Below are 16193 nucleotides of genomic sequence, written 5' to 3' on the forward strand. Positions count from 1 at the left end.
CACACAGCCCCTGGCAGCGCGGCACGAACGAGAACACGAACGGCCTGCTGCGCCAATACTTCCCGAAGGGAACCGACCTTTCGCGATGGGCGGCACAGGATATCGAGGCGGTCGCATCCACGCTCAACAGTCGCCCCCGCAAGAGCCTCGGATGGAAGACACCCGCCGAAGCCCTCAACGACCATCTACTATCGATCGTATAAGCCGGTGTTGCATCCACTGGTTGAACCTGGTTTGGGCTCCGTGGTCGGTGTGCATGATCGATCCGGCGAGGCTGCCTCGGGTGCGGACGGCTGCGGCCAGGGCGTCGGTGACGAGGTCCGCACGCATGTGGTCGGCGATCGCCCAGCCGGCCAGACGTCGCGATGCGAGGTCGATGACGGTGGCCAGGTAGCAGAACTTCCCGCCGTCGATGGGCAGGTAGGTGATGTCGCCGACGTATTTCGTGTTCGTAGCGGCGGCGGTGAAGTCGCGGCCGATCAGGTCGGGCGCCCTGACCGCGGCGGGGTCGGGAACGGTGGTGCGGTACCGGCGGCGCAACCGGACCCCTTCGATCCCGAACGTCCGCATGATCCTCGCAACCCGCTTGTGATTGACCGCCTCACCGCTCGTCTCGCGGAGCTCGGCGGTGATCCTCGGGGCTCCGTAGGTGCCGTCCGATTCCTGGTGCACCGACCGTATCCGGGCGGCCAGCCTCGCCTCGGCCGCCTGCCGGGCAGCCCGGTCCACAGCCGTCCGGCGCCAGTAGTAGAAACTCGAGCGGGCAACGCCGAGGATGCTGCACAGCCGCTTCACGCCATAGCGGCGCTGGAGGTCGGCGACACGCTGGAAGCGGTTCACCAGCGCGTCTCCCCGGCGAAATACTTCGCCGCCTTCCGCAGGATCTCGCGTTCCTCCTCCAACTCGCGGACCTTCTTGCGCAGGGCTGCGTTCTCCGCCTCCAGCGGGGTCGGAGGCTGGGCCGGTTCCTGCGTCCGGCGTCCCCGGGGCCGACTCACCCCGGCCGCCCTCACCCAGTTCCGCAGTGTTTCAGGGCTGATCCCCAGATCGGCGGCGACCGACCTGATCGTCGCCTCCGGCCGTGACTCGTACAGCGCGACCGCATCCGCCTTGAACTCCGGCGGGTAGTTCTTCATGACCACGACCACGAGATGTCCGTTCTCAGATCCTCAGGATCCAGTGTCTCGTGTGTCCAACATCAGGGGTCAAGGCCCAATGCCGGGTAGTTAGCGTTTTCGCAGGTCACGCAAGTGAGTTGAAGGATTCTTGGCGCAGAGCAACGGAGCTCGTTGGTACAGGCAGTCGACCAAGACAGCTTGTCCCGAAGGAGCTCCGTTGCCCCGTCATTGTGTCCTGCCGTCTGCGCTGGCGGCCATCACCCGAACGGTCACTGTGGCCGGGGGCCGGTTCGCTCCCGGGCATCTGGGGGAGCTGACGGCGGTCGTGCCGTTTGAGCTGGTGGACGCGGTCCTTGCGGAGACGAGGACGGTGCAGCGGCGGTTGCGTGATCTTCCGTCGCGGGTCGGGGTCTACTTCTTGCTGGCGATGTGCCTGTTTCCTGAGGTCGGATACCGTCTCGTCTGGGACAAGCTGACCGCGGGTCTGTCCGGGATGCCGGTGGTCTGTCCGTCGGCGAAGGCGTTGCGTGACCTGCGCCGGCGGATCGGCAGCGCGCCGGTGCGGGCGTTGTTCGAGGTGCTGGCCGGGTTGCTGGCCCGGCCGACGACGCCAGGGGTGCGTTTCGGTTCGTACCGGACGGTGTCGTTCGACGGCTGCAGCTCGCTGAGGGTGCCCGATTCCGAGCGGAACCGGGCCTGGCTGGGCAGGACTTCGCATCATGGCTATCCGACGCTGGAGTTGATGACACTGGTCGAGACCGCACCCGGGCCCTGGTCGGCGCCGTGTTCGGCCCCACCGCCGAGGGTGAGACAAGCTACGCCCGCCGGCTGTTGCATCTGCTGCGGCCGGACATGCTGGTGCTGTGGGACAAGGGATTCGACAGCAACGCCTTCCTCGCGCAGGTCACCGACACCGGCGCCCAGGTCCTGGGCCGGCTCCGCAGCAACCGGCGCACGCCGGTCCTCACCCTCCTCGCCGACGGCTCCTACCTGTCTGTGATCGGCACCGTGAAAGTGCGGATCATCGACGCGCAGATCGCCGTGACCTGCGCAGACGGCACTTCCTTCACCGGGTCCTACCGACTGGTCACCACGCTGACCGACGCCCGTCGTCACCCCGCCACCGCGCTGGTGGGTCTCTATCACCAGCGGTGGGAACACGAATCCGCGTACTACGCGCTCCGCCACACGATCATGAACGGGCGCAACCTCCGCTCGGGCGACCCGGCAGGCATCGAGCAGGAGATGTGGTCCCTGCTCACGCTCTACCAGGCCCTACGCACCGTGATGGTCGGTGCCGCCGAGTCCCTCCCCGGCACCGACCCGGACCGCTGCTGTTTCAGCATCGCGCTCCACACCGCCCGAGACCAGGTGATCCAGGCCAACGGCATCGTCACCGCGGACACCGATCGGGACACTCTCCTCGGGACGATCGGCCGTCGGATCCTGACCGGCCTGCTCCCGCCCCGCCGGCAACGGGTCAGCACCCGCAAGGTCAAGTCACCGATGTCCCGCTACAGCGAGCGACGCGAAGACGGCCGCCCCGGCACCAGCCGCACCGTCACCCACCTCGACGTCACTGTCCTCGAACCCGCGGATCAGTCACCCGCACTACCCTCGGCCTCCCGGGACGACCGGCACGCTACCCCAGCCGCGCGGCGCCGACACCGCATCCTGGCCCTGCTCCAGGAAGACCCCACGCGTCTTTGGCAGCCCCGTGACATCGCCGCCCACTTCGGCGACATCACCCTGGAGACCATGTACAGACAACTGAATCGGTGGGCCGCCAGCGGCCTCATCCACAAACTAGGCCCCGGCCTCTACGCCGCAACACCGTGGTCCCCAGACCCACTTGCGTGACCTGCGAAAACGCTAACTACCCGGCCTTGGGTCAAGGCCCGCCTTACGGTTGCCCGGACTTGGACACAGCAGGGGCACGGAGACAGCCGCGATCACAGCGAGCGACGACCGGTTACCGGGAAAGGCTCAGTGAGCCTGACCATACGCAGTACTGGCGCGACTATTCACTGCCAGCCTGTTGGGCGATCATGGAGACCAGGGTTGAGACGAGCTCATCGGACGTGACCTGCCACTTGTGCGCGGACAGGTGGCCGTTGGCCTCCATGTCTGTGATTCCGTGCACGCTGGTCAGCAACAGGGCAGCAAAATGGTGGGTGTGCTGGGCACCGACCAGATCTCCGACGACGGCAAGGAATTGATCCTGAGCGCGGTCGCCCGCCTGAACCGCCGCGTCAATGGCGGCCGTATCGCCGTCCGGGGCGGTGAACATCAGCCGGTACAGATGCGGTTGACGTCTACCGATCTCCATCAGCGCGGACAGCGCGCGGTGCAGCTTGTCGGCCGGGGACGCCTTTGGATCGGTGCGCACGGTGTGCACCTCGTCCGCGAGCCGTTCCAGGGCCTCGGCGGCGATGGTGGCCAGCAAGCTTCCCTTGTTGGGGAAGTGCCGGTACGGCGCCCCGCGCGTAACCCCGGCGCGCGCCCCGACCTCGCGTAGCGTCACCGCACCCGGCCCGCCAATGTCCAGCAGTTCGGCGGCTGCGTCCAATAGGGCACGCCGCGTCGCTGCGGCGGATTCCACTCGGCTGACCATGGCGACCAGTATAGCTTCAGTTGACATCGTCATCCCGGGCGCCTAGCATTTTTCAAATGACAACGTCATCTGAATTGGATGCCCGGGACTGCGTCGTCGTCACCGGAGCCTCGACAGGGATCGGCGCGGCGTCCGCACGCGAACTCGCCCGCCAGGGATTTCACGTCCTCGCAGGTGTGCGGCGCGAACAGGACGCCGAGGCGCTGCGCCTGCCGGGCATCGAGCCGGTCATCCTGGACATCACCCGGGCCGATCACATCGCCGAGCTGACCGCTCGCGTCAATGCACGGACAGGCGCCTTGCGGGCGCTGGTGAACAACGCCGGCATCTCCGCCAACGCCCCGGTGGAGACCCTGCCGCTCGACAAGTGGCGCAGGTTCTTCGAGGTCAACCTGTTTGGCCACGTCGCCATCACCCAGGCCCTGCTGCCCACCTTGCTGCGCCACTCCGGCCGGCTGATCAACATCAGCTCAGTCGGCGGAAAGATCGCCATGGGCACCTTCGGCCCCTACGGAGCCACAAAATTCGCCCTGGAGGCGGTCAGCGACGCACTGCGCCGCGAAGTAGCGCCCCTAGGTGTGAAGGTGGTGGTCGTCGAGCCCGGCGGAATCCGCACCAAGATGGCAGATCGGGGCATTGCAGTCACGAACCAGCTGGCCAAGGCCATGTCACCGGAACACCAAGACCGCTACGGGCCACTGGTCCAGGCAGTCACCGCGCAGACGGCCGCGTTCACCACCAAAGGCACCTCCGCCGAGGACGCAGCCCAGGTGATCTCCAAAGCCGTCAACGCCCGCAAGCCCCGCACCCGCTACACCATCGGCCGCGACGCGGCCCTGCTCACCCGCCTGACACGGGTGCTGCCGGACCGCATGCTCGACCGCCTCGTCGCAGCCGGCCTGCGCCCATACTGGCCGAAGACCGCCGCGCCCTCGCTGGAGCAGGCGGCCGACCGCGCCTGATGACCGGCCCTCAGGCCACCTTGGTCGGCAGACCGTCGGTCGCACGGATGACCGGTCGGCGGCCTGCTCCTGTGTCGCACCGTGGGGACGGCAGCACGCCCCCCGGGGAACGGCGGATTCCTCTTGAGCGGAGAAGGCTCGTCTGTCCCCGGACAAACCGTGACTGCGTGAGATGCGGGCAGCATCAGACCGCCATTGCATTTAAGACAGAGTGCTGCAAAAAGAGCAACGGCTCAGTCCGACGCCCTGTGTTCTTGGCCCACCTCCCCCGACTTTCGTCGCCGCGCTGCGCACTACCTGAAGAAGCGCCCAAATCCGAATCACGCGCTGAGCCAACCACGTGCCGAACAACGCTTTCGCCGCCCACCGACAAGGTCTTCGGTTACGTGCAGATCCCCACACACGATTGGACACCTGTGACCGCCCTCGATCCGCACACACTCGAAGCACTAAGGCGCGCCCGCTACGTCAGCCTGACGACCTACCGCAAGGACGGCACACCCGTAGCCACCCCGGTATGGCACGTTATGAACAGCGGACGGCTGTACGTATGGACCGAGGCCAGTTCATGGAAGGTCAAGCGGCTGCGGCGGGACCCGCGAGTCAAGGTCGTGGTCTGCAACGTGCGCGGCCGGATCAAGCCCAGCGCCCCCGAAGCGGTGGGCACCGGCCGACTGCTCGACGCCGGCAGCACAGAGACGGAGGCAGTACGCCGCATGCTGGGCCGCAAGTACCTAATGGCCCGTGTGGGCAACATGTACTCCTCACTGACCGGCCGGCGGCGACGCCATCCCACCGTCGCCCTGGAAATCACCTTCTGACACCGCTCGTCCCGCACCGCGCCGGCAACTGGGCTGGCGCCTCAGTCGTGGACACGGGTGTCATAACCGCACGTCAGCCGAGCCGAACGCAGGAATGGAATCGCCGCATCGGCGTCAACGTCGACTATGTGTCGAGCCCGACGAGGGCACTGACGTGAGGGCGCCGTAGTAGCGGTTGGGGCTTGCCGTAGCAGGTAGCTACGCGGCGTCATTGTTTGACGCGGTGGGAGCAGTGTTCGACGACGTTGCAGCGCCGGTAGACGGCTCTGTCGAATAGGCAGGTCCGTTCCCGGCGCCTACGACGAGGAGAGCTGATCGACGCGTTCGGGGATCGCGGCCTTGGCTCCTCGCCTGCGCAGGTAGCGATTGCACCCGACCACGTCCTGCCCGGGAGCGACCGGTGGTCGTAGTGCTTTCTTCCGAGGCGCACTGCATCGAGAGGCCGATCCGCTCCCGACCCAGCGTCCCTAGGGTGATCCACATGAGCGACGCAGCGCAGAAGACCGCCCGCGACCGGGCTCTGGACGTCGTCCGGGGGTACGTGGACCACGACCCCATCGCGGTTCGCGAGGCGCTGGAAGGTCTGGAGGTGGGCGGCTCGTTGGAGGTGTATGCCATCCTGAACGGCCTGTTGCGCTCCACCATCAGCATCATGGAGCTGACCGGCAGGCCGTGGCGGCTGGACGACCTGGTGCGGCGGGTCGACGAAGTCGCCGTCTCGGCCCCACCGCACTACGAGTTCGCCGTGGCGGAGGCGACGCGGGCTTGGGCCCGCGGAGATGAGTCGGCGATGCGGGCGGCCTCGTGCCGGGACCTTACCGGGGCCGTGCACATCACGGCCGTCGGCGTCGCCGTTCTGGGGCTGGCGGTGTGGGGCCGGACCGGTTTCCTCGATGTGCTCGCGGAGTTCCACGAGGTCGCCGCCGCGCTCGCCGACGAGTGGGTCTACGACATCTCAGAGCGCTCGTAACCCCGCGCCCCCAACTCTCGCCGGCTTCGTCGTCGATGCCACCTGTCTGCGAAGCCGGCGAGAACCCCCACCCAGGACACACATGAACTTCCAGACCCCGCTGTCGGCTCTGTTCCCCGGAACCTCGGGCCGGCTCCTTACCGCTCTCGTCGGGCATCACATCGCCCAGGCGGACAGACCGCTGACCCTGGAGGAGCTGTCCAAGAACGCGGCGGTGGCGTCGACGCAGCTGGAAGCGGCGCTCTTTCGCCTCGGTCTGCTCGGCCTCATCGAGCCGAGGCGTAAGGGGGAAGCCGTACATCTCATCACCGGCCATATCGTCTGGGGCGCCCTGCGCCGGCTGGTAGACCTACGCGACGCCGTCATCGACATGGTCCGTCGGGAGGCACAGGCGCGCCTCCGACCGGCGCCGCACTACCTGGCCCTGACCGGCGCCGTCATCGAGGGAACGGCCACACATCCCGCAGACGTACTGGAGCTGATCGTCATTCCTCCGCCGGCTGCTCCGCCCGACTGGCACGACGGCGTAGCCGCCCTCGTCTCCCACCTGTCCCGGGCACTCGGCAACGTCGTGGTCCACTGCACCGCTCAGGACACCGACGAGGCGGAGGCCAGGGGCGGAGCCAATGCCGTGCGCGTGTTCCTTCCATGAGAGCGGACGCCCTGGAGACGGGCGTTCATTCGTTGGCGCCGGTCACCCGCCGTACCAGATCCGCCCAAGTGGCCTGGAGGCGCACGGTGGTGACCTGGTCGTCGGTGCGCAGGTGGTCGAGGGTCTCCAGGTCGACAAAAGCGAGCAGAGCGTGGGCGAGCATGGTGCGGTCGCCCACGACTCCCGCCTCCCCCAGCAGCGAGGTGACGTGGTGGCGGAAGGCCCGGCCGTAGTGCGAGGTCTGGCGGCGTTCGCTGGAGACCAGGCGCCCCAGTGCCGGGCCCAGGTCCGTCTCGTCGGCGACTCGCTCGATCAGGGCGTGCCCGAACGCGATCAGCCGGTCACTCGCGGGCGCCCCCGGCCCCAGCGGCGGCGGACCGAGGGGCACCCCGAGTACGGGTACGTCACCCCGCTCGAAACGAGAACCTTGCTCAAGCAAGACCTCACCCCCGCAGCGTAAACACCCGCTGTCCAGGACCCGGGGGGAACTTCACCTGGTACTGGCTGAGCCCGAGCAGGTCCCTGCCGTGCTCGTTGTTCTCCTCGATCTTCCAGCACATCCCCGCGATCCGGATCAGTTCGCTGATCGCAGTGCCTTCGAGGGCGTGGACCAGGAAGAACTCGATCTCGGACTGGTTAAAGACGCTGCGCCGCACCAGCAGCGTATGAGCGTGGCTTGGCGCACAGGGTCCCGGTGCTTCAAGAGAGTCCCGGATCCGCCCACCCTGGAGCGTGTAGACCTCACGCAGCGCGACCGGCAGGGCGCAGCCGGGGGGAAGGCCATCTTCTCAACTCGTCGCCGGTACGAACGGTCTCTGCCCACAGCGGGGCCTCGCCCCCCCGGCAACCTGTGTCCGGGACCGGGCACGGCGGCTGGTCTGCCTCTCCCCAGACGGCACCGCCCGCCCTCACCGGCCGCACCACGCATGACCACGGCAGCTGCCAGCAGCTGCGGGCGGACGCAGTTGACGGTCAGAGTGCCGGGCGCGTGCTCTCACGCACTACTAGCTCGTACCCCGCGGTGAGCCGCGAGTGCGGCGCCATCGCGCCCGCATCGATCCTGCGCATCAGCGCGTCCACCGCCAGCTCCGCGATGCTCCCCTTGTCGGGGGCGACGGTGGTCAGGGACGGCACGCTGTAGCGGGACTCCTCCACGTCGTCGAAGCCGACCACAGCCAGGTCCTGCGGCACCCGTACGCCGCGGTCGTGCGCGGCGCGCAGCGCGCCCGAGGCCAGCAGGTCGTTGAAGCAGAAGACGGCGTCTGGTGGGTCATCGAGAGCGAGCAGCGCATGCATCGCTTCGACCCCCGCTCTGCGCGTGAACTCCCTGGTTTCCGGGGCCAGTCGAGGGTCGTGCGGGACTCCGGCCGCATGCAGCGCGGTCAGGTAGCCGTGCATACGCTGGACCGTGGTCGCATGGGCGAGCCCCGCGGGCTGCCCGATGGCGGCGACACGGCGACGGCCGAGGGAAAGCAGATGGTCGGTGGCCTCGCGGGCAGCGGCCGCATTGTCGATCAGTACGTGGTCGGCGGGAATCTCGTAGGACCGCTCACCCAACAGGACCAGTGGAACGCGACGTTCACGGGCGCCGAGAACCTGCTCGTCGAGCCGGAGCGGGCTGAGCAGGACCCCGTCGATGAGCGGATCACTGAGCCCGCAGGCAATGCGCAACTCCTCCGCCGGGTCGCCACCGGTGTCCTCGATGAGTACGGTGCAGCCCCGCTTCTTCGCGGCTGCGATGACCTGCGCGGCCAGCTCCGCGAAGTAGGGCGACACGAGCTCCGGGACGGCAAGCGCGATGATTCCGCTGCGTCCGGTGCGCAAGTGGCGAGCGGAGGCGTTCGGCTGATAGTCCAGCTCCGCGATGACGCGCAGGACCCTCTCGCGGGTCCGGTCTGCGACTTTCGCCTCGCCACGGACGACGTTCGACACCGTTTTGATCGACACCCCGGCGCGCTCCGCGACGTCCTTCAGGCGACTGCCTGCCACACGGTCCACCTCCCTCGACACCTGGAGTGTACGCCATATTCCAACGTTGCAATCACCGAACGCCGAACCCGCCGGGCCGTCCACCGCAGGAAGTTCTTGCCGGAGTGTTGACGTCGTATTACACGCCAGATACAACGTTGTAACCGCAGCGGATAGCCCAGCAGTGCGGCTACCAATGCCCTCTATTCCAACGTTGCACTCCACATCTGCCGTGGAAGGACACCTGCCCATGCGGGACCGCATACCGCCCCCTCCGTCCCCCGTCCCGTCCCGCCGCCGCGTGCTGCGCGGAACGCTGGCGCTCGGCGCGACGGGCGCCAGCGCGCTCGCCGCCGCCGGCTGCGGCAGCACGCTAGGGCAGGGGTTCACCGGCGGCGCACCCGAGCCGTCCCGGCTGAACTTCTGGAATCCGTTCACCGGCGGCGACGGCGAGCGGATGCTGGCCATGCAGGAGTTCTTCCGCACCACACACCGATCGGTCGACCTAAGATCGGCGACCTTCCTGTGGGGCAACCCCTATTACACGAAGCTGACCCTCGCCACTCTCGGAGGCCGCCCTCCGCAGGTCGCGGTCACCCATCTGTCGAAGGTACCCACGCTCGTCGAGGCGGGTCTGCTCACCGAGTTGCACAGCGCCGACCTGGCTCGGCACGGGCTCACCTCCGACCGGTTCGACGCGCGCCCCTGGAGGAAGTCGCAGGTCGACGGCGTGCTGCATGCCGTGCCGATCGACACGCATCCGTTCGTGCTGTACTTCCGTACGGACATCGCCGAGAAGGCTGGACTCCTCGACGGACAGGGCCGATTGACGGACCTGGACGGACCCGACGCCTTCATCGACGCGATGCGCGCGGCGAAGGAGGTGACCGGCGCCTGGGGCGGTTCGATCGCCTCGGTGAAGGACGCCTCGACCCAGTTTCGCCTGTTCTGGTCGCTGTATCGGCAGCTCGGCGGTGGAGATCTCGTCGCCGACCGGGGCCGGCGGGTCGTCGTCGACACGGCGGCCGCCGCCGAGGCGCTCTCCTATATGCGCCGTCTCACCAAGGAGAAGGTGGTGCCGCCCGCCGCCGACGGACAGGGCGGCGCCATCACCCTCCTCAACACCGGCAAGGCCGGCTTTCTGATGGACGGCGTCTGGCAGGTCCTCGCGGTGAAGTCCGCGAAGGTGAAGTTCGACATGCGGCCGCTGCCCCGGATCTTCAAGGACGCCCCCTACGCCTGCGCTGCGGACTCGCATGCCCTGGTGCTGCCGAAAGCGCCCTCCGAGAAGGCCCAACGCCTCGACATGTCATTGGAGTTCATCGCTTCGATGCTGCACTCCAGCAACCTGTGGGCCGAGGGCGGACATGTGCCGGCCTGGCTGCCGACGCAGCGTTCGCGCACCTACCAGGAGCTGGTGCCGCAGTCGCACTACGCCACGGCCGCCGACGGCGCGGCCTACGACCCGGCCGCCTGGTACGGCGGCGCTGGCAGCACCCTGCAGCAGGTGGTGGGGGACGCAGCGACCTCCGTGTTCACCGGGGCCACCAGTCCCACGGCGGGCGCCGAACGGATCCGCCGCAAACTGCGTGAACTGGCAGCACGGCCCGCGCCGGTCTGACCCATCCGTGCGGCCCTCGTCGGCGCGACCGGCCGGATCGCGCCGCCCCAATTCAGCTCCGCTCCACCCGCCCCTGGATTCCGTACACCTTGACCGAAAGGCCGACCCGTGGCCACGACGACCGCTCTTCCCCCGCCATCCAACCGAGGCGACCGCTGGGCGGGCCCGGGCATGCTGCTGCCCTTCGCCCTCTTCTATCTGGTGTTCCTGGTGGGACCGTTGGTCTATGCCGTGGTCGCCGGGTTCTTCGAAACGAGCCTCCTCAAGAGTGGCCTCGGAGACTTCGCCGGCTGGTCCAACTACGCGTCGGTTCTCGGTGATTCCGAGTTCTGGCGGACCTTGCGCAACACCCTGTGGTTCACGGTCCTGACGACTGTGCCGCTGGTGCTGCTCAGTCTCGTACTCGCGCTGCTCACCGACCGGTTCATGCGCGGCCGGTGGTTCTTCCGGTTCGCCTTCTTCGCGCCGTTCGTGCTGCCGTCCGCAGTGATGTCGCTGCTGTTCATGTTCATCTACGCCGACCAGGTGGGCCTGGCCCAGTCGGTGGCCACCTCGCTCGGCGTGGACTCCCCGCCGTCCTGGCTGGGCGATCCGGACTGGGCGATGGTGTCCATCGCGGTAGCCACCGTGTGGTGGACAATCGGCTTCAACTTCGTGCTGTACCTGGCCGGTCTGCAGGAGGTGCCGCGCGAGGTGCACGAGGCCGCCGCAGTCGACGGGGCCGGACCCTGGCAGCGCATCCGCCTGGTCGTCGTCCCGATGCTGAGCCGTACGACGACGCTGGTCACGGTCCTGCAGGTGATCGCCTCGCTGAAGGTCTTCGACCAGATCTACATGATGACGGGCGGCGGCCCCGACGGCAGCACCCGCCCCTCGCTCCAGCTGATCTACGACACCGGCTTCGTCGAGGGCCGCGTGGGCTATGCCTCGACCGTGTCGCTGCTGCTGTTCGTGGTGATCCTGTTCGTCTCTCTCGTCTGGTTCGCCTTGGTCCGTCGCGCCGAGAAGGAGAACTGACCATGACCTCGATCGCCGACCGCCCCGTGACGGACCGCCCGGCTGCCACCGACCCGCCGAAGCGGCGCCACGACGCGGAGCGTCTGTTCAACCGGGTGGCGCTCGGCGTGCTGATCGCTTTTGCACTTCTGTGGCTGGTGCCGCTGGCCTGGGCGCTCGCCACCTCGATACGGCCCGCGCAGGAGGTCGTTACCGACCCAACTGGGTGGTTCACTGCGCATCCGACGTTCGCCGCGTACGGGGAGATCTTCGACGCGGGCAAGCTGCCCTACTGGTACGCGAACAGCTTCATCACTTCGGTCCTGACCACACTGTTCACGGTCGTACTGGCCTCGCTGGCGGCGTTCGCGCTGTCGCAGACCCGGTTCCGGGCGCGCCGGGCCGCGTTCGTCCTGCTGCTCGCCGGAATCATGGTCCCGGGGCAGGTTCTGATGATCCCGCAGTTCCTCGCGCTGCAGTCGGCGGGGCTGCTCAACACCTACTGGGGTGTGATCCTGCCCCAGGTCCCGAACGTCGTCGCCGTATTCGTCTTCAAGCAGTTCTTCGACGGGATCCCACGCGAGCTGATCGACGCGGCGCGTGCAGACGGCGCGGGCTGGCTGCGTACTTACGTGCAGATCGTGATGCCAGTCTCCCGGCCGGCCGTCTCCGCTGTGACGATCTTCGTGTTCGTCGGCGTGTGGAACAACTTCCTGTGGCCGCTGCTCGTCGTCACCGACCCGGAGATGATGACGCTGCCCGTCGGACTGACCTCCGTCCAGGACGTGTTCGGCGTCCCCTACGCCCAGCTCATGGCCTCCGCCGTGCTCGGCGCGATCCCGCTGCTCGCGGTGTTCGCACTCTTCCAGCGCCGCATCGTCGAGGGCATCGCCGGCACCGGCCTCAAGTGACCCGCCGTCCCCCACCACCGGCCCGATCAAGCTCAGTTGTCCACCCTTCCGGGAGAGACCCATGTCGGCACATCACCCCGCACGACCGACCTCGCTCCGCACTGCCACCCTGCTGCCTCTGCTGCTCGCTCTCCTGGCCGGGCTGGTCGTCGCGCAGTCCGGCACCCCGGCCGCCGCGGCAACCGGGACTCTCCTGCGCGACGGCACCGGCCTGTACCCCCGCGCCATCCGACTCGCCCACAGCGGCGACGCCAACGGCCGCGTCCTGGCCTCGGTCGTCACCTTCTCCGGCAACAACGGCCTCGGCGCCGTCCACGAGAGCACCGACGGCGGCACCTCGTTCCACGAGGTCGGCACGGTCAGTGACCCCGAGGCCGCGGCCGGGCAGGGTCTGTGCTGCTCGACCCTGTACGAACTCCCGCAGCGGATCGGCTCCCTGCCCGCGGGCACCTTGCTGTGGGCCGCATCGGTCGGCCAGGACGAACCGAACCGACGCATGGCGCTGCGCGTCTTCAAGAGCAACGACATCGGCCGCAGTTGGAACTACCTCTCGACAATCGCCACGGCACCGGATACCAAGGGCCTGTGGGAGCCGGAATTCTCCGTCGACGCCTCAGGCGCCCTGGTCGCGCACTACTCCGACGAGACCGACCCCGCCCACAGCCAGAAGCTGGTGGCAGCCCGCACCGCCAACGGGCTGCACTGGACCGGGCACCACAACACCATCGCCAGCACACTCGCCTCCGACCGTCCCGGCATGGCGGTGGTCCGCAGGATCGGCGACGGCACCTATGTGATGTCGTACGAGATCTGCGCAGCCGCAGGCCAGTACGTCTGCGTCGTGCACTACCGCACCTCCCCCGACGGCTGGAACTGGGGCGACCCCGCCTACCTGGGCATCCGCCCAGAGACCACCGACGGCAAGTACTTCAAGCACGCGCCGAACCTGGCCTGGGCGCCCGAGGCGGGCAACCCGAAGGGCCGGCTCTTCCTCGTCGGCCAGGTCATGTACAACCGTGACGGCAGCCGGGCCGAGGGAAGCGGACGCACGGTCTGGGTCAACAGCGCTGGCGCCTCAGGAAGTTGGCGTGCGATGCCCGCGCCGGTCACGGTCGAGTCGACGACCGTCGACTACTGCCCCAATTACAGCTCCAGCCTGCTGCCCTCCCCCGACGGCACCCGCCTGCTCCAGATCGCCACGGACTGGGCCGGCTCCGTCTGCAAGCCCTACTTCGCCACCAGCTCAATTCCCGCCCCGTAACCCTGAGCACCTCACTCGCAACACCTGCTGTGAAGGATGAACATGCACCAGTCGCCCCACCCACCCAAGCCGGAGTACCCGCGCCCGCAGTGCGTTCGCCCCGACTGGCTGAACCTCAACGGTGAGTGGCAGTTCGAGATCGACCGCAGCGATTCGGGACTGGAGCGCGGCCTGCGCACCCGGGAGCTCACCGACCGCATCATCGTGCCCTTCGCACCGGAGTCACGGGCCTCGGGCATCGAGGACACCGACTTCCTGCATGCCGTGTGGTACCGCCGCGACGTGATCGTCCCCGAGGCCTGGGCCGGCCGCGACGTACTCCTGCACCTGGGAGCCGTGGACCACGACGCGACGGTCTGGGTGAACGACGTCGAGGTCGCACGCCACCGCGGCGGCTTCAGCTCGTTCACCGCCTCACTCAGGGGGGTCGCGGCGGCGGGCGAAACGGCGACCATCGTCGTCCGGGCCCGCGACACCCCGTCGGAGCCGCAGGCCCGCGGCAAACAGGCCACCTGGTACGGCAACACGGGCTGCCACTACACCCGTACCACCGGCATCTGGCAGACCGTGTGGCTGGAGCCAGTGCCCCGCGCGCACATCAGCTCGCTGAACATCGTCCCCCAACGCACCGCCAGCAGCTTCCACATCACCGCCGAGCTCTCGCACCACACCGCTGGCCTCACGCTCGAAGCCGTACTGACCGACGAGGCCGGCGACGTGTGCGTGGCCGCCGTGCCCGCGGACGACCTCGCACCTGGCCTCACCCTGCCGGTCCCGGCCGGCCGGGTCCGCCTGTGGTCACCGCAGGACCCTCACCTGTACGGACTGCGCCTGCGCCTCACCCAAGACGGTGAGGTGATCGACGAGGTCGGCTCGTACGCAGGCCTCCGATCGGTCGCGATCAACGGCAACCGCATCCTCCTCAACGGCCAACCCGTGTTCCAGCGTCTCGTCCTCGACCAGGGCTACTGGCCCGACACCCTGATGACCTCCCCCAGCGACGACGCCCTGCGCCGGGACATCGAACTCGCCATGGCCGCCGGCTTCAACGGAGCGCGACTCCACCAGAAGGTCTTCGAGGAGCGCTTCTACTACCACGCCGACCGCCTGGGCTACCTCGTCTGGGGCGAGTTCGGGGACTGGGGCACATCCGGACAGGGACCGGCAGGCAACAACCAACAACCCACCGCCTCCTTCGTCGCCCAGTGGCTCGAAGTGCTGCGCCGCGACCGAAGCCACCCGTCGATCATCGGCTGGTGCCCACTCAACGAGACCCACCAGCTCCTCCACGACCGGCTCACTCAACTCGACGACGTGACCCTCGCGATGTACTTGGCCACCAAGGCCGCCGACCCGAGCCGCCCGGTCGTCGACGCGTCCGGCTACGCCCACCGCGTACGCGACGCCGATGTCTACGACTCCCACTCCTACGAACAGGACCCGGAAGCCTTCCGCCGCGAACAGTCCGGCCTGCGGGACGGCCGTCCCTACCTCAACGAACTGGACGGTGTGGCCATGTCCTACTCCTACGCGGGCCAGCCGTTCTTCGTGTCCGAGTACGGCGGCATCTGGTGGAACCCGCAGCGCCTGGGCGAGGACCAGCAGTCCGCGGACGACCCGGGCCGGGCCGACTCATGGGGGTACGGCCAACGGGTCGAGAGCGTCGAAGCATGGCACGAGCGCTTCGAGGGCCTGACCCGCGTCCTTCTCGACAACCCCGACATGTTCGGCTACTGCTACACGCAGCTGACCGACACCTTCCAGGAGGAGAACGGCCTCTACGACTTCGACCGAAAGCCGAAGTTCGACATCGACCGGATCCGCGCGTTCCAGACCAGCGAGGCGGCCTACGAACGAGCGGGAGGGGATCGGGGGACGGCTTTCCGCTCGTAGCGCCGCGGCTGTGACGGCAAAGGACGTCGAGGGGAACACCCACCTCCCTGGCACAGGCCCCGTCCGCGCAGGAGCATCGAGCCATCGCACGCCGTGTGGAAGGTCGCCGCCGGATCAGGGCAAGTTCCGTCGGCGTCCTTGCGCTTGTGTCTTCGGGTCAGCGATGTCTGGGCCCAGTGGCCCAAGTACCCGAGTAGTACCGTCACGATCGGCAACGCCCACGTCGTCATGAGGCGATGTTGACCCAAAGGGATGAGTCCATGCCCGGCCCTGTACCAAGACCGTGTCCTATGTGGTGAGTCGGAGGAGTCGTCGGCCGGGTCGGTGGCCGGGCCGAGCTGCGCCTTGAGCCAGGCGCTGGCCGCCCGCCGGGACGGGGGTTCCCATAGGGGGCGCCGCACAACAA

At 68.1% G+C, this 16193-nt stretch carries 15 protein-coding genes and 2 pseudogenes; 12 read left to right on the forward strand and 5 right to left on the reverse strand.

The genetic code is table 11. The annotated features are described in order from the left end of the window. Nucleotides 1-203: transposase (locus ACFU8Q_RS27795; protein ID WP_384458567.1), on the forward strand; the 203-nt coding region annotated here is incomplete at its 5' end. A 31-nt stretch (nucleotides 204-234) separates the two neighbouring features. Here ACFU8Q_RS27795 and ACFU8Q_RS27800 read toward each other — a convergent pair. Beyond that, nucleotides 235-1142 (reverse strand): annotated as a pseudogene (locus ACFU8Q_RS27800) (IS3 family transposase); the annotation flags it as partial. 316 nt (nucleotides 1143-1458) lie between these two features. Between ACFU8Q_RS27800 and ACFU8Q_RS27805 the strand changes: the two are divergent. After that, nucleotides 1459-1635: pseudogene (locus ACFU8Q_RS27805) on the forward strand (transposase domain-containing protein); the annotation flags it as partial. A 266-nt stretch (nucleotides 1636-1901) separates the two neighbouring features. Next, the gene (locus tag ACFU8Q_RS27810; RefSeq protein ID WP_384458570.1) at nucleotides 1902-2978 is read left to right on the forward strand and encodes a transposase; all 1077 of its coding nucleotides are present in this window, start codon (nucleotides 1902-1904) and stop codon (nucleotides 2976-2978) included. Between the two features lie 160 nt (nucleotides 2979-3138). Here ACFU8Q_RS27810 and ACFU8Q_RS27815 read toward each other — a convergent pair whose 3' ends face one another. Next, nucleotides 3139-3732, reverse strand: coding sequence for a TetR/AcrR family transcriptional regulator (locus tag ACFU8Q_RS27815; protein WP_384458572.1), 594 nt, complete (start codon nucleotides 3730-3732; stop codon nucleotides 3139-3141). Nucleotides 3733-3788: 56 nt separating this feature from the next. Here ACFU8Q_RS27815 and ACFU8Q_RS27820 point away from each other — a divergent pair, with 56 nt between their 5' ends. The 4 genes from ACFU8Q_RS27820 (at nucleotide 3789) to ACFU8Q_RS27835 (ending at nucleotide 7137) form a co-directional block, all read left to right on the forward strand. After that, nucleotides 3789-4694: an SDR family oxidoreductase gene (locus tag ACFU8Q_RS27820; RefSeq protein WP_384458573.1), complete on the forward strand. Its 906-nt coding sequence runs from the start codon at nucleotides 3789-3791 to the stop codon at nucleotides 4692-4694. A gap of 416 nt (nucleotides 4695-5110) precedes the next feature. Further along, nucleotides 5111-5515, forward strand: a complete 405-nt coding sequence (locus ACFU8Q_RS27825) for a PPOX class F420-dependent oxidoreductase (protein WP_384458575.1) — start codon at nucleotides 5111-5113, stop codon at nucleotides 5513-5515. A gap of 481 nt (nucleotides 5516-5996) precedes the next feature. Then, nucleotides 5997-6485: a hypothetical protein gene (locus ACFU8Q_RS27830; protein WP_384458577.1), complete on the forward strand. Its 489-nt coding sequence runs from the start codon at nucleotides 5997-5999 to the stop codon at nucleotides 6483-6485. 82 nt (nucleotides 6486-6567) lie between these two features. After that, entirely contained in the window at nucleotides 6568-7137 is a 570-nt protein-coding gene (locus tag ACFU8Q_RS27835; RefSeq protein ID WP_384458579.1) for a hypothetical protein, read from the forward strand. A 25-nt stretch (nucleotides 7138-7162) separates the two neighbouring features. On the opposite strand, the gene ACFU8Q_RS27840 is transcribed toward ACFU8Q_RS27835, so the two are convergent. The 3 genes from ACFU8Q_RS27840 to ACFU8Q_RS27850 form a co-directional block, all read right to left on the reverse strand. Then, on the reverse strand, nucleotides 7163-7576 hold the full coding sequence (locus ACFU8Q_RS27840; protein ID WP_384458581.1) for a hypothetical protein: 414 nt from the start codon (nucleotides 7574-7576) through the stop codon (nucleotides 7163-7165). A gap of 4 nt (nucleotides 7577-7580) precedes the next feature. Next, the gene (locus ACFU8Q_RS27845; RefSeq protein ID WP_384458583.1) at nucleotides 7581-7793 is read right to left on the reverse strand and encodes a hypothetical protein; all 213 of its coding nucleotides are present in this window, start codon (nucleotides 7791-7793) and stop codon (nucleotides 7581-7583) included. Nucleotides 7794-8109: 316 nt separating this feature from the next. After that, nucleotides 8110-9126: a LacI family DNA-binding transcriptional regulator gene (locus ACFU8Q_RS27850; RefSeq protein ID WP_384458585.1), complete on the reverse strand. Its 1017-nt coding sequence runs from the start codon at nucleotides 9124-9126 to the stop codon at nucleotides 8110-8112. A gap of 229 nt (nucleotides 9127-9355) precedes the next feature. Between ACFU8Q_RS27850 and ACFU8Q_RS27855 the strand changes: the two genes are divergently transcribed. The 5 genes from ACFU8Q_RS27855 to ACFU8Q_RS27875 all read left to right on the forward strand — a co-directional run bounded on the left by ACFU8Q_RS27855 (nucleotide 9356) and on the right by ACFU8Q_RS27875 (nucleotide 15787). After that, nucleotides 9356-10726, forward strand: coding sequence for an extracellular solute-binding protein (locus ACFU8Q_RS27855; RefSeq protein ID WP_384458587.1), 1371 nt, complete (start codon nucleotides 9356-9358; stop codon nucleotides 10724-10726). A gap of 108 nt (nucleotides 10727-10834) precedes the next feature. Beyond that, complete coding sequence (locus ACFU8Q_RS27860) at nucleotides 10835-11743, forward strand: carbohydrate ABC transporter permease (protein WP_384458589.1); 909 nt, start codon at nucleotides 10835-10837, stop codon at nucleotides 11741-11743. Between the two features lie 2 nt (nucleotides 11744-11745). Continuing rightward, nucleotides 11746-12633: a carbohydrate ABC transporter permease gene (locus ACFU8Q_RS27865; RefSeq protein ID WP_384458591.1), complete on the forward strand. Its 888-nt coding sequence runs from the start codon at nucleotides 11746-11748 to the stop codon at nucleotides 12631-12633. 61 nt (nucleotides 12634-12694) lie between these two features. After that, a complete protein-coding gene (locus ACFU8Q_RS27870; protein WP_384458593.1) occupies nucleotides 12695-13894 on the forward strand; it encodes a sialidase family protein in 1200 nt (399 codons plus the stop codon). A 36-nt stretch (nucleotides 13895-13930) separates the two neighbouring features. Then, the gene (locus ACFU8Q_RS27875; protein WP_384458595.1) at nucleotides 13931-15787 is read left to right on the forward strand and encodes a glycoside hydrolase family 2 protein; all 1857 of its coding nucleotides are present in this window, start codon (nucleotides 13931-13933) and stop codon (nucleotides 15785-15787) included. Nucleotides 15788-16193 lie beyond the last annotated feature (406 nt).

This window comes from Streptomyces sp. NPDC057543, assembly GCF_042801895.1.
Taxonomy (GTDB): Bacteria; Actinomycetota; Actinomycetes; order Streptomycetales; family Streptomycetaceae; genus Streptomyces.

What these genes read in the sequence shown, in the direction of transcription:
- ACFU8Q_RS27815 (WP_384458572.1), bottom strand. Translation starts at nt 3,732, where the DNA reads ATGGTCAGCCGAGTGGAATCCGCCGCAGCGACGCGGCGTGCCCTATTG.
- ACFU8Q_RS27820 (WP_384458573.1), top strand. Translation starts at nt 3,789, where the DNA reads ATGACAACGTCATCTGAATTGGATGCCCGGGACTGCGTCGTCGTCACC.
- ACFU8Q_RS27830 (WP_384458577.1), top strand. Translation starts at nt 5,997, where the DNA reads ATGAGCGACGCAGCGCAGAAGACCGCCCGCGACCGGGCTCTGGACGTC.
- ACFU8Q_RS27835 (WP_384458579.1), top strand. Translation starts at nt 6,568, where the DNA reads ATGAACTTCCAGACCCCGCTGTCGGCTCTGTTCCCCGGAACCTCGGGC.
- ACFU8Q_RS27855 (WP_384458587.1), top strand. Translation starts at nt 9,356, where the DNA reads ATGCGGGACCGCATACCGCCCCCTCCGTCCCCCGTCCCGTCCCGCCGC.
- ACFU8Q_RS27865 (WP_384458591.1), top strand. Translation starts at nt 11,746, where the DNA reads ATGACCTCGATCGCCGACCGCCCCGTGACGGACCGCCCGGCTGCCACC.
- ACFU8Q_RS27870 (WP_384458593.1), top strand. Translation starts at nt 12,695, where the DNA reads ATGTCGGCACATCACCCCGCACGACCGACCTCGCTCCGCACTGCCACC.
- ACFU8Q_RS27875 (WP_384458595.1), top strand. Translation starts at nt 13,931, where the DNA reads ATGAACATGCACCAGTCGCCCCACCCACCCAAGCCGGAGTACCCGCGC.